Source organism: Maridesulfovibrio salexigens DSM 2638, from assembly GCF_000023445.1.
Taxonomy (GTDB): domain Bacteria; phylum Desulfobacterota; class Desulfovibrionia; order Desulfovibrionales; family Desulfovibrionaceae; genus Maridesulfovibrio; species Maridesulfovibrio salexigens.
The window spans coordinates 3,520,825-3,539,030 of sequence record NC_012881.1 but is presented as its reverse complement, the minus strand read 5'-3'; the positions used below and the strand labels follow the sequence as shown (position 1 = coordinate 3,539,030).

Here is an 18,206-nt window from a genome sequence, read left to right as displayed (position 1 = left end):
TATTTGATCCTCTACAAAGGATGATGGCAGCGTACTACGCGTCCGTTTTCCTGTTCGGTCCGCTCCGGGGCGACCATGCACTGGTCGTCAGCGTAGGGGCAGCGCATCCTGAAGGAGCAGCCTTCGGGGATGTTGATCAGAGAAGGAGTCATGCCTGGAATCTGGAACAGCGGCTCACCGCGTTTGTTGCGGCTGGGCACTGATCCGATCAGACCGTGGGTGTACGGATGCATGGGATGGTCGAGGATTTCCTCAACATTACCCTGTTCAATGATCCGTCCGGCATACATTACCGCTACCTTGTGAGCCAGACCTGCTACAACTGTGAGGTCGTGGGTGATCCAGATCAGGGCCATTCCGGTCTTGCGGCAGAGCGTCTGCATTTCGGAAAGAATCTGACTCTGGATGGTTACGTCCAGTGCAGTGGTCGGTTCGTCTGCAATGATAAGGTCCGGTTTGTTGAGCAGCCCGATGGCGATGGCAACGCGCTGGCGCATACCGCCGGAGAACTGGTGCGGGTATGCCTTTATCCTTTCCTCAGGGGAAGGGATACCGACCATGGCAAGAGCCTCGATGGAACGGCGGCGTGCTTCATCTTTGGATACCTTTTCGTGGGCGGTAATGGCTTCCATCATCTGGGTGTCGATGCGCAGAACCGGATTGAGGGTCATCATGGGGTCCTGAAAGATCATGGAGACCTTTGCGCCCCTGAATTTACGCCACTCTTCTTCGGATTGACCGATGATTTCCTGTCCTTTGTATTTGATGGAACCGCCGGCAATTTCGCCCGGAGGGTCCACAAGTCCCATAACCGAAAAGCCTGTTACGGACTTACCGGAACCGGATTCACCGACAATACCGACAATCTCGCCCTTGCCGATGTCCAGACTGATGTCATCGACGGCCTTGGCGACTCCGGCACGGGTGTAAAAGTAGGTCTTAAGATTTTGTATGCTGAGAATGTTTTCACTCATTTTTTCAACCTCGGGTTCAGAACGTCACGCAAGCGGTCACCAACAAGGTTGATGGATACGATGAGGATAAGCAGGGCCACACCGGGGTAGAAGCTGATCCAGTAGTAACCTGATTGCAGGTACTTGAAACCGTTGGCAATGAGCAGGCCCAGCGAGGGCTGGGTGATGGGCATACCCAGTCCGAGGAAGGAAAGGGTCGCTTCGAGGGCGATTGCGCCTGCTACCTTAACGGTGGAGATAACGATCAGCTCCGGGGTACAGTTGGGCAGCACGTGCCCGAACATGATCCTGTTCTGTGGCAGTGCGAGGCACTTGGCCGCTTCCACGTATTCCTTTCTGCGTTCCACCAGTACGTTACTGCGGATGGCGCGGGCGTAATAGGCCCACTGGCAGACGACCAGCGAGAGGATGATCTTATCAACCCCTTTGCCTAGTATTGCCAATAGTATAAGGGCTACCAGAATTGCCGGGAAGCTTAGTTGCAGGTCAACCACACGCATGATGAACGAGTCCGTGCGCCCGCCGATAAATGATGCCCAGAGGCCGATAATGGAACCGATCACCAGCGCGATTATGGTACTTACCACACCTACGCCGAGGCTGATGCGCAGACCATAGAGGATGGCACTGAGCATGTCGCGGCCCTGACTGTCTGTTCCCAGATAGTAGGTCACGGATTCATCCATGGATTTTTCGCCCGGTTCGAGCTTGGAATCCATGATGTCGATGGTCATCAGGTCGTACGGATTCTGCGGAGAAAAGTACGGAGCCATGAGTGCGACAACCACCATCAGGGTCAGGATGATCAGTCCGATGGTTGCAGTCTTGCTCTCAAAGTATTCTTTCAGTGATTGCAGGAGCAGGGATTCGTCTTTTTCCGGGGTATTCTCGGCTGCGGACATTTCCGGCTGCTGCGTCTGTTGTGTTTCTGCCATAGTGAAATCTCCTAATTCTGGTCGCCCAAGCGGACTCGGGGGTCCAGAATGGAGTAGATGATATCAACGATGAGGTTGATGATAATAAACATGGTCACGGTGATGAGCAGGTAAGCAACAATAACCGGACGGTCGAGAACTCCGATGGAGTCGATGACCAGCTTACCCATACCGGGCCAAGAGAAAATAGTCTCGGTAACAACCGCAAAAGCGATAAGTCCGCCGAACTCCATACCCAGAACGGTTACAACCGGGATCATGATGTTTTTCATGACGTGCAGCCCGATAATACGGGTATTGGTAAGTCCTTTGGCGCGGGCGAACTTAACGTAATCCATTTGGATGTTTTCCTGAACTCCGGCGCGGCTGAGCCTGATGGCCAGCGAGGTTTTGAATAGTGCGAGGTTCATGGCCGGAAGGATCAGGTGGCGGATGCCGTCCCAAGTGAGAAAACTGACCGGAACACCGAGTAATTCAACCGTTTCTCCGCGTCCTCCCGAGGGCAGCCAGCCCAGATAAACCGAGAAGATAATGATGAACATCAGCCCGACCCAGAAAGTTGGTAGACTGAAGCCCAATATGGAGAAACGCATGATACTTCGTCCGAGTAGCGTATCCGATTTAATACCGGCGATCATACCCAATGGGATGCCTAAAAATACGGCCATGAGCATGGCGGTTACGGCCAGCTCCATGGTTGCGGGCATGCGTTGCATGATCAGTTTAAGCGCGGGTTCGTTGTATACAAAAGAGTTCCCGAGATCGCCTTGCACAGCATCTGTGAGAAAGCGCATGTATTGTTCGGGCAGGGGCTTATCCAAGCCGAGTTCCTTGATAGCGCGATCCCTTTCAGCGGGGGTCGCATCAGGGGCGATAAGAATATCGATCGGGTTACCGATACAGTATACGCCGCTGAAGACCAGAACAGACATGACCAGCAGTACGGCGATGGATTGTGAAATTCTTCGAATCAAAAATGCGAGCATGAAATTTTGCTCCAGTTGAAAAAGGGGCGCACAAAGTACGCCCCTTTTGATTAATCAGTTATGCAGGCGATTTATTTAACGACTTTGATCTCGCGGGGGAGGGTGTAACCGTCAGTACGCCCGTTGTATTCAATACCTTTTCTGGAACCCCAAACGTTAACCTGATAGTGGATGGGGATAATACCCAGATCGCCGATACCCATTTCGGTAGCCTTGATGATCAGCTCGTTGTGCTTTTCAGGATCAACGGTGACCAAAGCTTTTTCGATGGTGGCATCGAGTTCAGGGTTGGAGTAGCGACCGCGGTTGGAAGAACCGAAGCCTTTCTCTTTGTCATAGGTGTGCAGCAGAGCACCAACGCAGTTGGACTGTTCGCCGGTATCAGTTGCCCAGCCTACGAGCATGAAGCTGAACTCAAGGGCGGAAGCGCGGCCAAAGTAAACACTCTTAGGCATGGTGTTAACTTCGGTTTTGATGCCGATTTTGGTCAGCATCTGAGCGATGGCCTGAGCGATGTCAGCATCGTTTACGTAACGGTCGTTGGGACCGTGGATAACCAGTTTGAAACCTTCGGGGTAGCCGGCATCTGCGAGCAGAGCCTTAGCGCCTTTCGGATCGTATTCTTCAGGCTTGAGGCGTTTGCTGGTGCCTTCGTATCCATCGGGAACCATCTGGCTTGCGGGTACTGCAAGGCCGTCCATGATGCGACCGGCGATAGCACGGCGGTTGATGGCTTTGGAGATAGCCTTACGTACACGGAAATCTTTCAGGGGGTTCTTGATCTTTTCGCCGTTGTTACCGGTAACAGTGGGGGAATCATCACGGTCGGTATCAAGGTGCAGGTAGATCAGACGGGTGGAGGGAGATTCGGAAAGAGTGACCTTTTTGTTCTCAGCCAGACCGTCAACATCTGCCGGGGGTACGAAGTTGATCAGGTCAACATCGCCGGATTTCAGAGCTGCAACACGGGTACCGTCGTTGGTGATGGGGCGAACAATGATTTCTTCCCAAGGCATTTTTTTGCCCCAGTAGTTATCGTTGCGCTTGTAGATGATTTTGTCACCGCGTTCCCACTTAACCAGAGAGTAGGGGCCGGTACCGATGCAGGCTTTACCTGAGTTGAAATCTTCGGTGGTAGCGCCTTCAGCATTCTTCTTGGAGATGATGGGGAAAGCCGCCATCTGACGGGGAAGAAGCGGAGCAGGTGCTTCGGTGATGAAACGGATGGTGTAGGGATCAACTATGTCCATCTTCTGGATGTTGGAAACAAATCCGGTGAAGGAAGAAGGACTGTTGGGTACGTTGGGGATGCGTTCAATGGTGAATTTTACATCTTCAGCAGTGAACGGGGACCCGTCGTGAAATTTGACGCCTTTGCGGAGTTTGAATTCCCATACGTTGTCGGAAACGGGGGTCCAGGATGTAGCCAGACCCGGCTCAAGTTTCTGTTTGTTGTCCTGACGGATCAGTTTGTCAAAAACATACAGAGCCTGCTCGTTGTTGGCGTTAACGTTGTGAAAATGGGGATCGAGAGAGGTGGGTTCACCTTTCAGGCCGAGGGTCATTTTTTCTGCATGGGCCATGGTTGCTCCAAAGGCAAAGCAAGCCACGATAGCTAGAACAATCAATAGTTTCTGGCGCATTCAATACTCCTTGTTTCTCATTCTTATAAAACCTGACTTACCTTACATAATTCTCGCTCAAGATCAAGGTTTTGCTCATTGTAGGATTGATGAATGCGTAAATATGAGTGCGGGAAATTGATGTTTTTGTTATGTGCCGGGATTACTTTTGATCATTCAATCAATACTGGGTGTTTTGTCTAGCATAATAGGTTGGTTGTGATTGGTGTGGCGGTTGGGTGTTTGCTTCTTATGAATCTGTTTATCATCTGAAAGATGCATTCAATATTGGTATTCTAAATACTGTAAAGTGGTGTGAACAACATTATTTTGCTGATGCAGCAAGGGTTCTATCAATGAGTTTTATAGATTTAACTGTTCTTTGCGTCAGCGACCCGCTTATTAGCTGAAAAGGAATGTTGCGGGATTCCAATTCACTGATGAACAGATTCTGCATGTAATCCCGCTCTTCAGGCATATCTCTTTGTCCGTCAGCCTGCCACTGAACATCAATGTCGCAGAGCAGGTAGATACTCCGCTGCAGCTCCTTGAGTCTGTCTTCAAGCCAATCGGGGCATACCCCGAAATAGTGCTTGGCGTAGACGATGGAAGAAATGATGTCCGTGTCGCAGATGAGTGGATTAAATCCTTTGCCCGCTGCTTCTTTTTCATACAATAATTGCCCCTGAGCAATAGGAATAACGTCATCCACAGTCAGGATGCCGTTTTTCATTACGAAGTATTCCCGCAGGTATTCGGGCACGAATTCAACTTTGTAATGCTCAGCCAATTTGGAGGCTAGAGTAGATTTCCCAGTGCATTCGGAACCCGTGAGCACTACGCGGAGCATTCACACTCCCGGTCGGCACGGTAGGATTTAAGCCAACTGGCGAAACCGAGTACAGCCATAGCGGTATAGACTGCCATGAGTCCGCTGTATCCGACCCAGCCCTTGGCATAGTAAATGCCGATATACATAACATCGGCGGTGATCCAGAGCAGCCAGTTTTCCATGTATTTTTTGGCAAGAAGATACTGAGCGATGAGTGAAAGCACGGTGGTTAATGCGTCCCACCACGGAAAGGATGCCTCAAGATAGTTTTCCATGAGATATCCGGTAGGCATGAATGTGACCAGTCCGATAAGAGTCAGGCGGATGGCTAGTTTGCGGTCAACCCGCTGGACCTTGAGCGGAGTGTTGTCGGTACCGCCGCGCAGCCATTGGTACCAGCCGTAGAAGCCAAGAACCACATAGACGAATTGCAGGAAGGCATCGGAATAAAGTTTGCCTTGGAAAACAATAAACATCCAGATACCGACGCTGATAATTCCGAAAGGCCAGCAGAGCGGATTCTGGCGCACACTCAACAATATATAGATAAGCCCGGTGGCGATGGAGAGTTGTTCTCCGAGGCTCATGGTAGTGATGAAATTAACAATGAAGTTGATGATTTCCATGTGGTTCCTGCAATAAAGTGGTTGATTGAGTTATGTTTAGTTCGCCAATGTTATCAGTTTCCGGGATAAAGTCCATTTTTTGGAGATCTGTGCTGATGATATTTAAGTTTGTTGTGTGTTTTCCGGTACAGATTATTTTGCTATACGGTGCTGGAAGTTTGAATCCAAGGAGGAACTTATGAAAACTCTCGGAATTCTCGGCGGTATGAGCTGGGAATCAACAATATCATATTACAAGCTGCTCAATGAAGGAGTGCGCGGGAAACTGGGCGGTCTTCATTCATGTAGAATGGTCATGCACAGTGTGGATTTTGCTCCTTTTGCCGAGCAGATGGGAAGCAGTGACTGGGAAAGTATCACCGCCGGTTTGGTGAATGGCGCCAAAAGCGTAGAGGCAGGAGGAGCCGATGCCCTTATCATTGCTACCAATACCATGCACAAGGCTGCTCCTGAAGTTCAGGCGGCAGTCAATATTCCGTTGTTGCACATGGCGGATGCCATCGCCGCAGGAGCGGAAAAGTGCGGAGCTTCCAAGCTAGGTCTGTTGGGGACGGCTTTTACAATGGAGCAGGATTTTCTGTCCCGCCCGCTTAAAGAAAAATACGGTCTGGAAGTTATTGTGCCGGATTGTGATGGGCGTTCCATGGTTCACCGTACTATATTTGATGAACTCTGCTGCGGAAAGCTTATGGATAATACCAGAGAAGGTTACGTGAAAATTATTGAAGAAATGGCCGTTCAGGGTGCCGAAGCAATCGTACTCGGCTGTACCGAGATCGGTTTGCTGGTAAAGCCTGAAGATGTTTCCGTACCGTTAATTGACACGGTTGAGGCGCATGTTGATCTGGCACTGAACTATGTGTTGTAAATTCTAGCTTACCGAGCGGCGAAGCCAAATAAAAGTTTTTGGGAGAGTCCAGAGAACCTTTTTCTCAAAAAAGGTTCTTTGGTCCCCGAAGGGCCGCCGGAGGCTATTCCATAGCAACAGCCACCCCGGAACCGATCAAAACCGATCCGGCACAACGGTTGGCGATTTTCCATATTTTAGGGCTGCGGATGGCTGTACGGCTGCGATCACCCAGCCATGCGTAGCTCAACAGCACTGCCAGTACTGTGGGGATGACCGCGCAAGTCACGATAATCACATCGCTTGCTGTAAGGGTCTGCAAATCCATGAATCCGGGCAGGAATCCACAATAGAAGGCGATCAGCTTGGGGTTGCCAAGCGAAACACACAGCCCGGCAAGGTAGGTCTTACCGAACCCTTTTTCTGTGGGCAGACTTGAGCCGTTTTCAACAGGCGGGGCAGCCATCCAGCTTTTGATTCCCAGATATATCAGGTAGGCGGCACCTATCCATTTCAGGACCAGAAATCCGGTACCCAGTTTCTGGGCGATAAATCCCATTCCGAAAATTGCCATTAGCAGATAACAGAGGTCTCCACTGACAACTCCGAGACAGTAGAGTGCGGTTGATTTAAAGCCGCGTGAAACCGACTGCGCGATGATGGACATAACCCCCGGTCCGGGAATTAATGCAAAGATTAAAACTGCAAATATCAGCGCTATTGTGGATGTGATGGTCATTGCTTTACTCCATAATCATCGTTTTTGATTACTCCTCACTTCCCATGCGGTCCAGTAATTAATGCGTTGGCAGCATGGACATAGTCGTCTATTACAGGAGAATCAAACCCCTAACCGGAATCAATGCATGTCTGAAAAGCAGTCTCTTCCTCTTTTTGAATTTATCACCTTATGCAGTCTTGTCTTCATGGCTGTCTGCAACAACTCAGTATATTACAGCTTGAATGTTTATTTGCAGCAACTTGACTTCACCAAAAGTTTGTCCGGCCTGCTTATCAGTGTTTATTCCCTGTCCGGTATGTTTATGTATGCAACAGTCAGCAACCGTATTACAGCTGAGAATGCTTACAGATTCATGTTTAAAGGCATGGTTATGGTTTGTCTGTGCGGCTGCGGCTATCTGTTTATTCAAGGCTTTTGGCCGCTTTTAATGCTACGCATAGGACAGGGCGTGGGGCTTTTCATGGTACTTGCCCCGTGTGTGGCTATTCTTGTTTCCATGGTCAGTCAGGACAATGTCGGTTCGGCATTCAGCCTTTATTCCACAGCTTTGCTGTTGCCATATGCGGTTATGCCCCATGTATCGGAGCTGTTTGGTCCTCTGGTGGAGAGTCCGGCTTGGATTTATGCCGGAACAGCAGGACTGATACCTGTGGCTTTCTTGCTGACTTTGTTTCTCCGCTTTCGTACTTCAAGAATGGAAAAGCAGGGGCAGAGTCGGGGAGAAGCACTATCTGCCAAAGACTCTTATGCCAATCTTCGGCGTTTAAAGATATTTTCTGTACTGATGGTTAATGGCGTATATTTTATGATTTTTAACGGTCTGTTCTTTCTGTTTCAGGATTTTGCCCATTCAAGAGGAATTTATCAGGCCGGGTATTTCTTTTCATTACAGATGGGCGTGATGATCGCCATCCGTCTTTTTGGCGGCAACTTGTTTGATCGCTTCTCCAAGCGCGGATTGATTGTGACCGCCTTCGTATTCACTGCCGGTGGATTTGTGCTGCTTAACGGGCTGCATGATGAATCCATGCTTCTGCCCATAGCAGTTGTTTTTGGGATAGGTATGGGATTAAGTGCTCCGGCCCTTAATTCGCTGATGTTTGTGGTCAGTGAACCTCGGTTTCGGAGTTTTAACGTGAACATGATGATGTTTACAGTGCATATGGGTTCCTTTCTGGGGCCGCTGATCGGCGGTATTGCCGTGGATTCAATAGGCTACAGCGGGTTCCTCTGGATTGCAGCAGCTGGGACATCTGGAACTGCTTTAGCGTTTTTGCTTCTGGGACGGGTGAAATGATTTAGGGCTGGCTGAAATTAAAAAAGATAGATACTCTGAAAGATAACAATGTGTTAACTCGGGAGGAATGCATGTCAGATATGGAATTCATGGAAGAGGCGTATAAGCTGGCAAAGAAAAGCTTTGATCAAGGCGGATTGCCCATCGGATCGGTGTTGGTCCGCGACGGGAAAATTATCGGCAGCGGACATAACCAGCGGGTTCAAAAAGGTGATCCCATTGCTCATGGAGAGATGGATTGTATTCGTAATGCCGGACGTCAGAAGACATATAAGGATACAACTATCTACACAACACTATCCCCTTGTATGATGTGTTCAGGCACAATAGTGCAGTTCGGTATTTCCCGTGTTGTTATCGGGGAAAATCGTAATTTTGGCGGTAACGAAGAATTTCTTGAATCCAGAGGTGTGCAGGTTGATATTCTGGATCACCCCAAATGCATTGAGTTGATGGAGAGACTCAAAGCCGAGAAGCCCGCGCTTTGGGCAGAGGATATCGGGGAGTGAGTGGATCTCCTTTATTGTGAAATTTATTTCTTTAAACTCTGGAATTTTTCATAAGCTTTACGAGCAGAAGATGTTGACTCTGGAGCTAGTGAAATGACAGCTCTGCATATAGCACATGAGAAGGCTTTTCCTTGAATAAGCTCAGTTGTGTCAATGGGGACAGGGTTTCGACAAACCGGGCATTGAATAGTGGTAACCATGTTGGGAGCCGGGGAATTAGCCTGAGGAGCGGTGTTCACGAGTTTTACATTGTATTTCGTACTGAGTGCGTTTGCCAGCTGCTGGCATTTGGCCGGAGTGTCGGAACAGTGAACTACGAGATTCTCTTTGGCAATGGCAGTTGTTGCCAGTAGAAGTATGAGCGCGAAAGCTAGGGCGGATATTCTTTTCATTGTAAGCTCCATGATTTTGGATCTGTTTTTGTTTTATATCTTATTTAAAATGCAAGCGCTACGGCAAAATTTTATCAGATAGCATAAACGCAAGAAAGCCCAGCTTTATTTCTAAAGCTGGGCTTTTAATTTGCTGTGGAGCTTCCGAGCAGGATTGAACTGCTGACCTCGTCCTTACCAAGGACGCGCTCTACCGACTGAGCCACGGAAGCACCTTATATGGTGGCTTTCTTTAGCGATAATGTCTTGTAGACACGCTCAACCGCTATGCGGGAGCTTCGTCGAAAGCCTTAGGTGACTATTTCATTTCCTGAGTTGTCAAAAGAAAGGGTCGCAGTCGTAAAGGCTACGACCCTTGGGGTCTCTTTTGGACGTGGTCGGGATGAGAGGATTTGAACCTCCGACCCCTTGAACCCCATTCAAGTGCGCTCCCAGGCTGCGCTACATCCCGACGTCACGAAGAGAGGTTCTATAGAAATGTATCGGACATGTCAACAAGTTGAAATGCCTAGAGGGGATTATTTTTGTATTATGTTAAGTGACTTGAACTTATATAAAGGTTGAAGGCAGGAGAGAGGTAATTTTCAATGGGAAATAGTGGAAAACGGTTAGTTCTTTCCTGTGCGTATAAATGCAAAAAGCCCAGCTTTATTTCTAAAGCTGGGCTTTTAATTTGCTGTGGAGCTTCCGAGCAGGATTGAACTGCTGACCTCGTCCTTACCAAGGACGCGCTCTACCGACTGAGCCACGGAAGCACCTTTATATGGTGGCTTTCTTTGGCGATAATGTCTTGTAGACACGCTCAACCGCTATGCGGGAGCTTCGTCGAAAGCCTTAGGTGACTATTTTATTTCCTGTGTTGTCAAAAGAAAGGGTCGCAGTCGTAAAGGCTACGACCCTTGGGGTCTCTTTTTGACGTGGTCGGGATGAGAGGATTTGAACCTCCGACCCCTTGAACCCCATTCAAGTGCGCTCCCAGGCTGCGCTACATCCCGACGTCACGAGGAGAGGTTCTATGGAAATGTGTCGGACAAGTCAACAGCTTTTTTTAAAAAAAAATGAAAAAAGGTGATAATCATGTAAAATTGGGGGGTTAGTGAGAGAGTAAAATAGAAGGTGCGTTTTGTTGTAGGGGTTAGCGATATAGGGGTTGAGATTGGACTTGGTATAAGGTAATTGGAATGTTCTTTTTAATAATAAACGATAACTAGGAATTATGATTTTTAACTTGTTTAAATGCCTAGCGGTGCAATTGGTTGTGGGTATTATTCTTTTAGGGGTAATGTCTGTACTGCTGTGCATTTCTTATAGTAAAGAGTATGCTCTAAGATTTCTCGAAATAACCGTGCTGGACATGAACGGTCTAGGTGTCTGGTGTTGCGGTGTGGGGCTTATGTTTTATGTCACGAAACATGGAAAAGAAATTGCACAAGATTTGAATATGGTCTTTACGCCTTCCAAAGCCATATTTGATGTGATATCTAAAATAGAAAAGTCTACTTTACATAAGAAAGGAATTTTCATAACTGGGCCAGTTACATTGGTCGGTGTGTTTTTAACTTTTCATTATACCGCTCCTCATTATGGTGCATCGGCATTTATTATCTATGCCGCAGTTGTGTTTATATACTACACTGCCTCTTTTCTTCTTTACCATTTCTGCATGATAATAGCAGCATTCAATAGTGTTTATAGAGATGCTGAAGGACTGCAGATAGAAAAAGATGTCAACGGTTTTAACTTGGAAAACGTTTCGTCTTATTTGTCTTTAACCTCTACGGTTGGACTTCTGGCTATATATTTTGGATTTCGCGGGACAGTTACTGCAGGCTTCTCGTATAGTAATCCAATATGGGAGTATTTTCTTGTTACGCCATTAATTTTGTTTTTACCAGGTACTTTTTTTTATAACTTTTACCCAAGACATGTTTTAAAAAAAATATTCCAATATAAAATATTTTCAAAACTTCTTTCAATAACCACTAAAGATGACTTAGATATAAAGAATTCCATATTAGAAATAAAAGAAGCTAGTCTTCTTAACTCTCAAATAGCTCCTTTTGCGGATTACAAAAATATACCTTCATATTTAGTAGGTATAATGTTTTTGTTAAATGTTGTATTTGCTCATGATCCTGCAATAAAAGAGTTTATAGCTAAATTTTTACAGATAGATTAAAGTTTAAACATATACTTAATTGAATTTATTGCAGACATCCGAACATTTTTACTTGAGTGGAAAATAGTTTTTAAGACTCCATTAACGTCTGAAAAATCATAATCTGCAAAAATAAAATTGTTAACATCTTCACCATCCATACTATCAATTTCCATAACGAATTCTTTAAATCCGTCACTGTTTAAATTGAGTATTCTTTCAAATAAAGCTTGGTGAAAATATCTGTTCGCATTGGACATAGCGAGAATTGATTTATGAGAAAGAGACTTTTCGCAAAGTTCGTTATTTTCGAGCCTTTGCATTAAAAATGACCCTACAGCCCTATGTGTTCTAAGCATTCTTGTTAAGCCAGTAGCACTTGTTGCCGGATTAAATTGACCTGCTTCTCCAAAAAAGAAGATTCTGTCCAAAGCTACTTTTCTTAAATGTCCGACAGGAATGATTCCATATAAAGGCTCTTTTTCTGCTCTGCTTTCGGCATCAAGTATAGTTGCATAATTGGAACGAGTTGCTAAATAAGAAAATTCTTCCGCTAATTGCCTACGGCTATCATATGATCGTGCCGGCAAAATTAAAGCAGCATGGGCTCGCCCTTCAGATGTTGGGAACAGTTCAAAATAAGACGGCTTGTCGTTTATTGTTACATTATGCAGAGCAATAGGCGCAACTTCTTTCTTTGTCTTATAAGTAGCGCCAACCATAAGATAATATCCTAAAATATCAATTACAGACTTAGCTTTCATCAATGGGGATTTGTACCCCATACAGTCAACTAGCAGCTTACAAGTGATATTTTTATTTTCACATTTAACTGAAATATATTTCTTATGGTTTTGATAGGAGTAAAACCTATGTCGATATAAAATTTCAACACCTTGGGCTAGGTTGTTGTTTACTAGGTGGCCTAGTAGTTTATTGGTATTCCACAGAATATATGGACCATTAACTCTGGCAGTAAAATCATCATATGAAATGAAGTCCATCGTTTCATATATTGAATCAACACAGTTCGATAACGACTCATTCTCTTTTAAACTCTGGTCGTCTGTTAGCCAGTACTTATTTCTCGGAAGCTGTTTTTGGTCTTCAATAATTAAAACACGAAACTTACGGGACAAGTTCCATGCAAGCAGTAATCCGGAAATTCCGCAACCAGCTATAATCACGTCATAATCAATCTTCAATGACACACTATAATTCCTAGTTATCGATACCTCCCACTCCAAAAAAAATATTCCTCCGTTAAACGATATCCTTTCGCGGATGTTTCATGCTCAGAATTTCCCTTTGTGATGAAAGACTTACGTGGGTGTATATTTCTGTGACCGAAAGAGAACTGTGCCCTAGCAGGGTCTGAATGTTCCTTATGTCTACGCCGTTTTCCAGAAGCATGGTGGCGATGGTGTGGCGGAACATATGTGGGGTTACGTGTTCAGGAATTCCACACATAGAACAATATTTGCGTATTATGCGCCGAACTGATTGGTCTGATATAGGGCGTTTGTCCCGATTCAAGAAGAATGGCGAGTCGGGTAAAAGATGGTCACGGTACAAAGTCTCGTACTCTCGCAAAATCAGTAGTGCGTTGTTTGCGCAGATAGGGATTACGCGCTCTTTCTTTCCTTTACCTGTGATTTTAATCTGTTCGTTGATTAGGTCCATAGAGGATGTTGTTATCTGGCAAAGTTCGGACACGCGTATTCCAGTCATGAACAGGGTCTCAATGATAGCTATATCGCGTGTTGCTTCCCTGTATCCTCTACCGCTTAGCTGGTACTTTGCGCGTTCTGTATAGGTATATTTTAAAAGATTGTTTATTGATGATTTGGAAATTGTCTTAGGTAATATTTTTGATCGATCAATCTTTAAGTGTATTTTACGGAATGGAGATGTTTCGATGATATCATCTCTTTCCATAAAATTAAAAAAAGATTTCAATGTTGCAATCTTTCTCTTTATGCTTCTTGGTTTATACTGATTTGAAATGAATTTTATGTAATCACGTAATATAAACTTGTTTATGTCATGTATGCTGTCAGTGCTATCAGGAATAAAATGTTTAAATTGCAAAAGGTCTTTTTGATACGCTTTCATGGTTAGTTCAGAGAGATTGCGTTCTATTATGCAGTGATTGAGAAAGGTGTGAATTGATTCTTCTAATTTCATTGCAGATACCTTTGTATTCTTTAGGGGTAGTTCAAAGAGAATCTGCATACTACGAGCGGTGGAAAAGTCACTATATTTTAAATGAGTATAGAATATAAGAGTTATAATTGCTGGAGCTGAAGGTTAAAGTATGTGGTTTGGCAGAATTAATGTGCAGTATTTGGTATAGAAAATTTAAATTTAGCAGTTAAACGAAAGTCTTGGCGAAATAAAAAAAGGGCGAAGCATCTGCTCCGCCCTTTTTGGGGTTTCTGGGATTAAGCTTTAAACGGTAGGCGCCTGTGGGGGCAGTGCTTTTCCACATTTACTACATTTTATTGTTTTATCTTTGTCTTTAATGCTGACGATACTGATATTGCCACATTGCGGGCATTTACGTTTGCGTTTAAAGGCCGCCATAATACTCGAATATATGCCCCACATGTTAGTCCTGCATTTCTGCCGGTTAAAGGGTCTATCTGATTAATGCCATTCACATCTCCAGCCAGCGTATCCACCTTCTGCGAACATTCGGATTTTATAAAAGCCGGGGCTGACAGTGATATGTTCGGACATGCCTACAACCCTTTCTTCCACTACTTGTCCGTCTTTGGTCAAGATTTTTACGCGATATCTTTGTTTGCCCTGCTTGTAAGGATCGGTAAAACGCAGGGTAGTGCCGGATACGGTGCTAAGTTCCCATTCTCCTCTGGAATCGGAGGTTCCTGCCTTGAGGCTGCCGTGTGCCAGACGCCAACTTGCTGCGAGGTTCCCCCGTATCCTTCTAGCAAAATTCATCTTGGGAATCGGTTGCTGGGGAGTTTCAACCTGTTGTGCCGGGGGAGATACAGGATGTGAAGGACCGGAGATTCTTGTTCCCCAGACCCGGTTTCCGATTTGGTTCTTACCATCGACCCTGCTGCCGTCAGCGGAAATAGTCAGGTCATCAACCCACTTGCCGTTGCCCCAGATAACTCTAACCCTGCCTCGTGCAGGATCGATGCATTCCCAACTGTTTCCGTTTCCGGGCATGCTTCCATCGGCATAAAATTCTGCCTGAGACCCGGTAAACCACTTCCATTTTCCGGCAAACCTATCACATGCGTTTCCTGATCCGCCATAGGGTGATGCACCATATGGAGTACTGTCGCCTGCACTGTGGGGCGGGGAGAAACGAAGGCTGTTAATACTCTGGTAGACAAGGTTCTGATATTGATGGGCAAGAGACTCTACAAAGACTCCTATAGCCACGACAGCCCCGCCGTTGGCATAGGTGAAGATTGCGTATGCGTGCAGTCTGTTCCCATTGTAATATGAACTGTACTCCCGGAAAATTGCCGGGTGGTTATCCTGCATCACATTGCGGCTGGCAATTCTGTTTTGGAAATAGGCTCCTCCGCGCTGGAGGATTCCCTGTTCCATTCCATCGGCAATAGCATTCAGGCCCGGATTGTTGCCCGCAGCGGCATATACTTCAATGAAAGCGTTGCGGTCCGGGGATATTACCTGTTTTTTCAGGTCTTCTGAAAGACCTTGGGTGTTGTGTGTCCAGCCGGTGGGTGTTTGTATCCAGAAATCGTAGTCATCGTAAGCATTGGCGGGCTGGACATAGCAAAGCAAAAATAACGCTGCCAGCAGAATGAAAATTAATGAACGTTTTTGGATATGCATGGTTTCCCTCCGGCTGAAATAAGGATTTAGGCCTATTTAAATGATAGCATGGAGAAGGAATTTTTGAAAACAAATATGCGAGCAGAGTAGATGGGTGCAGTTGTGTCAGCCTATAAATAAAAAAGTATTTTAAGTTAATATTTCTTAATATGATCCGGTCCCGTTGTTGCTGAATCTCCGGTCAGGCAGAGGAACAGGCAAATATTGCCTTTCTCAATTAATGATCAGGAGGATAAACATGAGTATTTCCGGTATAGGCAATTCATCAGTAAGTGGTCTGTTTTCAGGTCAGATGAATCAGATGAAACGTCCTGAGGATTTTGATTCGTCCGAGGATTTTGTCAGTTCTATTATTGGTGATCAGGACAGTGACGGTGATGGGCAATTAAGTTCGTCCGAAGCTGGGTTCTTGGGTGAAATTTTCACTGAGATTGATTCAGACGGTGACGGTTATCTTTCACAAGAAGAAATGGTTGCCGATCTTGAAAGCAGACAGCAGCAGAAAGCCATGATGGGCAAGATGTCTGTTTCCATGGACGGTGATCCCGGTCAGAATTTGATTGATTCTTTGATGGAAGAGCTTGATAGCGATGGTGACAGCATGATCAGTGCTGAAGAATCCGGCCTTAGCGAGGAGTTATTTAACTCTCTTGATACCGATGGTGATGGTAATCTTTCCGGTGAAGAAATTGCCGAAAGCATGCGCCCGTCCGAAGGGATGATGCCGCCTGAAGGCATGGGTAATGTTGTTTCCGGAAGCACTGCGGAAAGCTCTTCCAGTGAAGATTCCGAAGAAGAATACGACGAATATGATTATAATCAGGACGGCGTGGTAACTTTGGATGAATTGCAGAAGGCTTTTGCTAATGGTGATACTTCATTAGCAGGGGTAGTTGGTCAAGATTCCCAAGTGAATCAGCAAAATTCGGAAGTAGAAGGTCAGTCCGGTCAGTCGATACTGCAGCGTATGGCTATGAATGCCTACCAGCAGCAGAGTGCAACAACTTCCGCCAGTGAATTGCTCGGTGTAAGCGCATAGGTTTCAGCATCATGCATAAGGCTGTGAAAGGATTTGCGGCCCGACGTATCAATTCAAAGTAAGGAATATGTCGTGAACATGGATGTAGAAAAAGGCTTGCCTGAAGTCAGGTAAGCCTTTTCCATTATAGTGCGTTAGCTAAAATTTCCAATAATTCATTTTCAGTAAGTTCAATGGGATTGCCTTTCATGCTGCTGGCTCGTGCGGCCTTGGCTGCAAGTGATTTGAAATCTTTTTCCTGAACTCCGATTTCCCCAAGTCCGGGGATCTTCATTTCAGCGCAGATAGTTTTAACCCATTCAATACCGTCAGCAGCTTGAGCCTCATTGTTTCCAGTCAGGATTTGCGCAATTTCAGTATAAGCTGGCAGGGCTGGGTTTTGCGGATCACACTCCTTGAGCGCGCGAATGTTCATTTCCATAACATAGGGTAAAAGTGCGGCGCATACTGCTCCGTGCGGGGCCTTGAATTCACCTCCCAGCGGGGCAGCGAATCCATGCACCGCTCCAAGCTTTGCATTGGCGAGGGTGATGCCGGAAAACAAGCTTGCCAGAGCCATGCCCGTACGGGCTTCTATATCCTGCCCGTTTTTGTAAGCGGGCAGCATTGAGTGTGCTCCGTGTTTCAATCCTTCGCGGCAGAGTGCATTGGTTAATGGCGCTGCGTGCCTTGAGACAAAGGATTCCATGAGCTGGGTCAGGGCATCCAGACCGGTAGCGGCTGTAACTGACGGTGGAGCGGAAATGGTCAGCAGCGGGTCGACTACGGCGATATCCGGGATCATATCCGCAGAACGCAGGCTGACTTTGACCTTCTGCTTTGCGCAGAGCAGCACTGCGTTGGTGGTTACTTCCGAACCTGTCCCGGAGGTTGTCGGTGCGGCAATCAGCGGCAGGGGCTTTTCAGTCAGAGGCAGTCCCTTGCCGACTACTTCCAGATAATCGAATACGTCCCGTTTGTTGGGGATCAGTGCTGCAATGGCTTTACCTGCGTCCAGCACACTTCCACCGCCAACAGCTACCACAATATCGCAATTCTTTGCGCGTGCTTCTGCTGCGTGTCCGGCAATCAGTTCCGTGTCCGGTTCTCCGGCAATGGAAACAATGTGCAGAGATAAGCCTTTCTCCTGCAATCCATCAATAAGCCATTGAATTCTTTGTGGTGATTTTCCGGTTACAAGGCAGGCATTATTGCCCTTGGTTGCTGCATGTTCCGGAATAGAACGGGCAGTGTCCGGTCCGAATACGATTTTGGGTGCGGTGGAAAATTGAAAGTTCATACCTCATAATAACACCACTCATTATGGGCGGCAATTTCTTTTCATGTGTGAAAATTTCGCATCGACAAATATAGGTGAGTTTAGTTTTTGTTTTCGTAAATGAAAAATGTTGAAATGAGATTATAACAGTG

Annotated in this window: 17 protein-coding genes and 4 tRNA genes; 5 read left to right on the top strand and 16 right to left on the bottom strand. The window is 46.2% G+C overall.

What is annotated here, in order from left to right; translation table 11 throughout:
• Positions 1–11 precede the first annotated feature (11 nt).
• From DESAL_RS16160 to pnuC, 6 genes are all read right to left on the bottom strand, one after another.
• Complete coding sequence (locus DESAL_RS16160) at positions 12–974, bottom strand: ABC transporter ATP-binding protein (RefSeq protein WP_015853045.1); 963 nt, start codon at positions 972–974, stop codon at positions 12–14.
• Entirely contained in the window at positions 971–1,909 is a 939-nt protein-coding gene (locus tag DESAL_RS16155; protein WP_015853044.1) for an ABC transporter permease, read from the bottom strand. Before DESAL_RS16155 ends, DESAL_RS16160 begins: the two co-directional genes overlap by 4 nt.
• 11 nt (positions 1,910–1,920) lie before the next feature.
• Positions 1,921–2,895, bottom strand: a complete 975-nt coding sequence (locus DESAL_RS16150) for an ABC transporter permease (RefSeq protein WP_015853043.1) — start codon at positions 2,893–2,895, stop codon at positions 1,921–1,923.
• Positions 2,896–2,966: 71 nt separating this feature from the next.
• Positions 2,967–4,538 (bottom strand): ABC transporter substrate-binding protein, encoded by a 1,572-nt coding sequence (locus DESAL_RS16145; RefSeq protein WP_015853042.1) that lies wholly within the window; start codon positions 4,536–4,538, stop codon positions 2,967–2,969.
• A 304-nt stretch (positions 4,539–4,842) separates the two neighbouring features.
• Positions 4,843–5,367: an AAA family ATPase gene (locus DESAL_RS16140; protein WP_015853041.1), complete on the bottom strand. Its 525-nt coding sequence runs from the start codon at positions 5,365–5,367 to the stop codon at positions 4,843–4,845.
• The gene (pnuC, locus tag DESAL_RS16135; RefSeq protein WP_015853040.1) at positions 5,355–5,975 is read right to left on the bottom strand and encodes a nicotinamide riboside transporter PnuC; all 621 of its coding nucleotides are present in this window, start codon (positions 5,973–5,975) and stop codon (positions 5,355–5,357) included. The genes DESAL_RS16140 and pnuC overlap by 13 nt, the downstream gene beginning before the upstream one ends.
• Before the next feature lie 178 nt (positions 5,976–6,153).
• Here pnuC and DESAL_RS16130 point away from each other — a divergent pair, with 178 nt between their 5' ends.
• Positions 6,154–6,843 carry an aspartate/glutamate racemase family protein gene (locus DESAL_RS16130; protein WP_015853039.1) on the top strand — a complete coding sequence of 230 codons (690 nt, stop codon included), beginning with the start codon at positions 6,154–6,156 and terminating at the stop codon, positions 6,841–6,843.
• A gap of 103 nt (positions 6,844–6,946) precedes the next feature.
• On the opposite strand, the gene DESAL_RS16125 is transcribed toward DESAL_RS16130, so the two are convergent.
• A complete protein-coding gene (locus tag DESAL_RS16125; RefSeq protein WP_015853038.1) occupies positions 6,947–7,561 on the bottom strand; it encodes a LysE family translocator in 615 nt (204 codons plus the stop codon).
• A 127-nt stretch (positions 7,562–7,688) separates the two neighbouring features.
• Here DESAL_RS16125 and DESAL_RS16120 point away from each other — a divergent pair, with 127 nt between their 5' ends.
• Positions 7,689–8,861 carry an MFS transporter gene (locus DESAL_RS16120; RefSeq protein ID WP_015853037.1) on the top strand — a complete coding sequence of 391 codons (1,173 nt, stop codon included), beginning with the start codon at positions 7,689–7,691 and terminating at the stop codon, positions 8,859–8,861.
• Positions 8,862–8,932: 71 nt separating this feature from the next.
• The gene (locus DESAL_RS16115) at positions 8,933–9,370 is read left to right on the top strand and encodes a nucleoside deaminase (protein WP_015853036.1); all 438 of its coding nucleotides are present in this window, start codon (positions 8,933–8,935) and stop codon (positions 9,368–9,370) included.
• Positions 9,371–9,393: 23 nt separating this feature from the next.
• Here the strand turns inward: DESAL_RS16115 and DESAL_RS16110 are convergent, their stop codons facing one another.
• The 5 genes from DESAL_RS16110 to DESAL_RS16090 form a co-directional block, all read right to left on the bottom strand.
• Entirely contained in the window at positions 9,394–9,762 is a 369-nt protein-coding gene (locus tag DESAL_RS16110) for a hypothetical protein (protein WP_015853035.1), read from the bottom strand.
• Positions 9,763–9,898: 136 nt separating this feature from the next.
• Positions 9,899–9,974 (bottom strand) — tRNA-Thr (locus DESAL_RS16105).
• 162 nt (positions 9,975–10,136) lie between these two features.
• Positions 10,137–10,213: transfer RNA gene (locus tag DESAL_RS16100), tRNA-Pro, on the bottom strand.
• Positions 10,214–10,441: 228 nt separating this feature from the next.
• Positions 10,442–10,517 (bottom strand) — tRNA-Thr (locus DESAL_RS16095).
• 163 nt (positions 10,518–10,680) lie between these two features.
• Positions 10,681–10,757 (bottom strand) — tRNA-Pro (locus DESAL_RS16090).
• A 263-nt stretch (positions 10,758–11,020) separates the two neighbouring features.
• Between DESAL_RS16090 and DESAL_RS16085 the strand changes: the two genes are divergently transcribed.
• Positions 11,021–11,941, top strand: a complete 921-nt coding sequence (locus DESAL_RS16085; protein WP_157046976.1) for a hypothetical protein — start codon at positions 11,021–11,023, stop codon at positions 11,939–11,941.
• Here the strand turns inward: DESAL_RS16085 and DESAL_RS16080 are convergent.
• The 3 genes from DESAL_RS16080 to DESAL_RS16070 all read right to left on the bottom strand — a co-directional run bounded on the left by DESAL_RS16080 (position 11,938) and on the right by DESAL_RS16070 (position 15,757).
• On the bottom strand, positions 11,938–13,131 hold the full coding sequence (locus tag DESAL_RS16080) for an NAD(P)/FAD-dependent oxidoreductase (protein ID WP_015853033.1): 1,194 nt from the start codon (positions 13,129–13,131) through the stop codon (positions 11,938–11,940). The genes DESAL_RS16085 and DESAL_RS16080 overlap by 4 nt on opposite strands.
• 52 nt (positions 13,132–13,183) lie before the next feature.
• Complete coding sequence (locus DESAL_RS20620) at positions 13,184–14,107, bottom strand: tyrosine-type recombinase/integrase (protein ID WP_015853032.1); 924 nt, start codon at positions 14,105–14,107, stop codon at positions 13,184–13,186.
• A 462-nt stretch (positions 14,108–14,569) separates the two neighbouring features.
• Complete coding sequence (locus DESAL_RS16070; RefSeq protein ID WP_015853030.1) at positions 14,570–15,757, bottom strand: hypothetical protein; 1,188 nt, start codon at positions 15,755–15,757, stop codon at positions 14,570–14,572.
• Positions 15,758–15,995: 238 nt separating this feature from the next.
• On the opposite strand from DESAL_RS16070, the gene DESAL_RS16065 reads away from it, so the two are divergent.
• Positions 15,996–16,796: an EF-hand domain-containing protein gene (locus tag DESAL_RS16065; RefSeq protein ID WP_015853029.1), complete on the top strand. Its 801-nt coding sequence runs from the start codon at positions 15,996–15,998 to the stop codon at positions 16,794–16,796.
• A 124-nt stretch (positions 16,797–16,920) separates the two neighbouring features.
• Here the strand turns inward: DESAL_RS16065 and DESAL_RS16060 are convergent, their stop codons facing one another.
• Positions 16,921–18,075 carry an iron-containing alcohol dehydrogenase gene (locus tag DESAL_RS16060; RefSeq protein WP_015853028.1) on the bottom strand — a complete coding sequence of 385 codons (1,155 nt, stop codon included), beginning with the start codon at positions 18,073–18,075 and terminating at the stop codon, positions 16,921–16,923.
• Positions 18,076–18,206: the final 131 nt, after the last annotated feature.

Coding starts and splice junctions, on each gene's coding strand:
- DESAL_RS16160 (WP_015853045.1), bottom strand. CDS start 974: ATGAGTGAAAACATTCTCAGCATACAAAATCTTAAGACCTACTTTTAC.
- DESAL_RS16155 (WP_015853044.1), bottom strand. CDS start 1,909: ATGGCAGAAACACAACAGACGCAGCAGCCGGAAATGTCCGCAGCCGAG.
- DESAL_RS20620 (WP_015853032.1), bottom strand. CDS start 14,107: ATGAAATTAGAAGAATCAATTCACACCTTTCTCAATCACTGCATAATA.
- DESAL_RS16145 (WP_015853042.1), bottom strand. CDS start 4,538: ATGCGCCAGAAACTATTGATTGTTCTAGCTATCGTGGCTTGCTTTGCC.
- DESAL_RS16130 (WP_015853039.1), top strand. CDS start 6,154: ATGAAAACTCTCGGAATTCTCGGCGGTATGAGCTGGGAATCAACAATA.
- pnuC (WP_015853040.1), bottom strand. CDS start 5,975: ATGGAAATCATCAACTTCATTGTTAATTTCATCACTACCATGAGCCTC.
- DESAL_RS16060 (WP_015853028.1), bottom strand. CDS start 18,075: ATGAACTTTCAATTTTCCACCGCACCCAAAATCGTATTCGGACCGGAC.
- DESAL_RS16140 (WP_015853041.1), bottom strand. CDS start 5,367: ATGCTCCGCGTAGTGCTCACGGGTTCCGAATGCACTGGGAAATCTACT.
- DESAL_RS16120 (WP_015853037.1), top strand. CDS start 7,689: ATGTCTGAAAAGCAGTCTCTTCCTCTTTTTGAATTTATCACCTTATGC.
- DESAL_RS16150 (WP_015853043.1), bottom strand. CDS start 2,895: ATGCTCGCATTTTTGATTCGAAGAATTTCACAATCCATCGCCGTACTG.
- DESAL_RS16125 (WP_015853038.1), bottom strand. CDS start 7,561: ATGACCATCACATCCACAATAGCGCTGATATTTGCAGTTTTAATCTTT.
- DESAL_RS16115 (WP_015853036.1), top strand. CDS start 8,933: ATGTCAGATATGGAATTCATGGAAGAGGCGTATAAGCTGGCAAAGAAA.
- DESAL_RS16110 (WP_015853035.1), bottom strand. CDS start 9,762: ATGAAAAGAATATCCGCCCTAGCTTTCGCGCTCATACTTCTACTGGCA.
- DESAL_RS16065 (WP_015853029.1), top strand. CDS start 15,996: ATGAGTATTTCCGGTATAGGCAATTCATCAGTAAGTGGTCTGTTTTCA.
- DESAL_RS16070 (WP_015853030.1), bottom strand. CDS start 15,757: ATGCATATCCAAAAACGTTCATTAATTTTCATTCTGCTGGCAGCGTTA.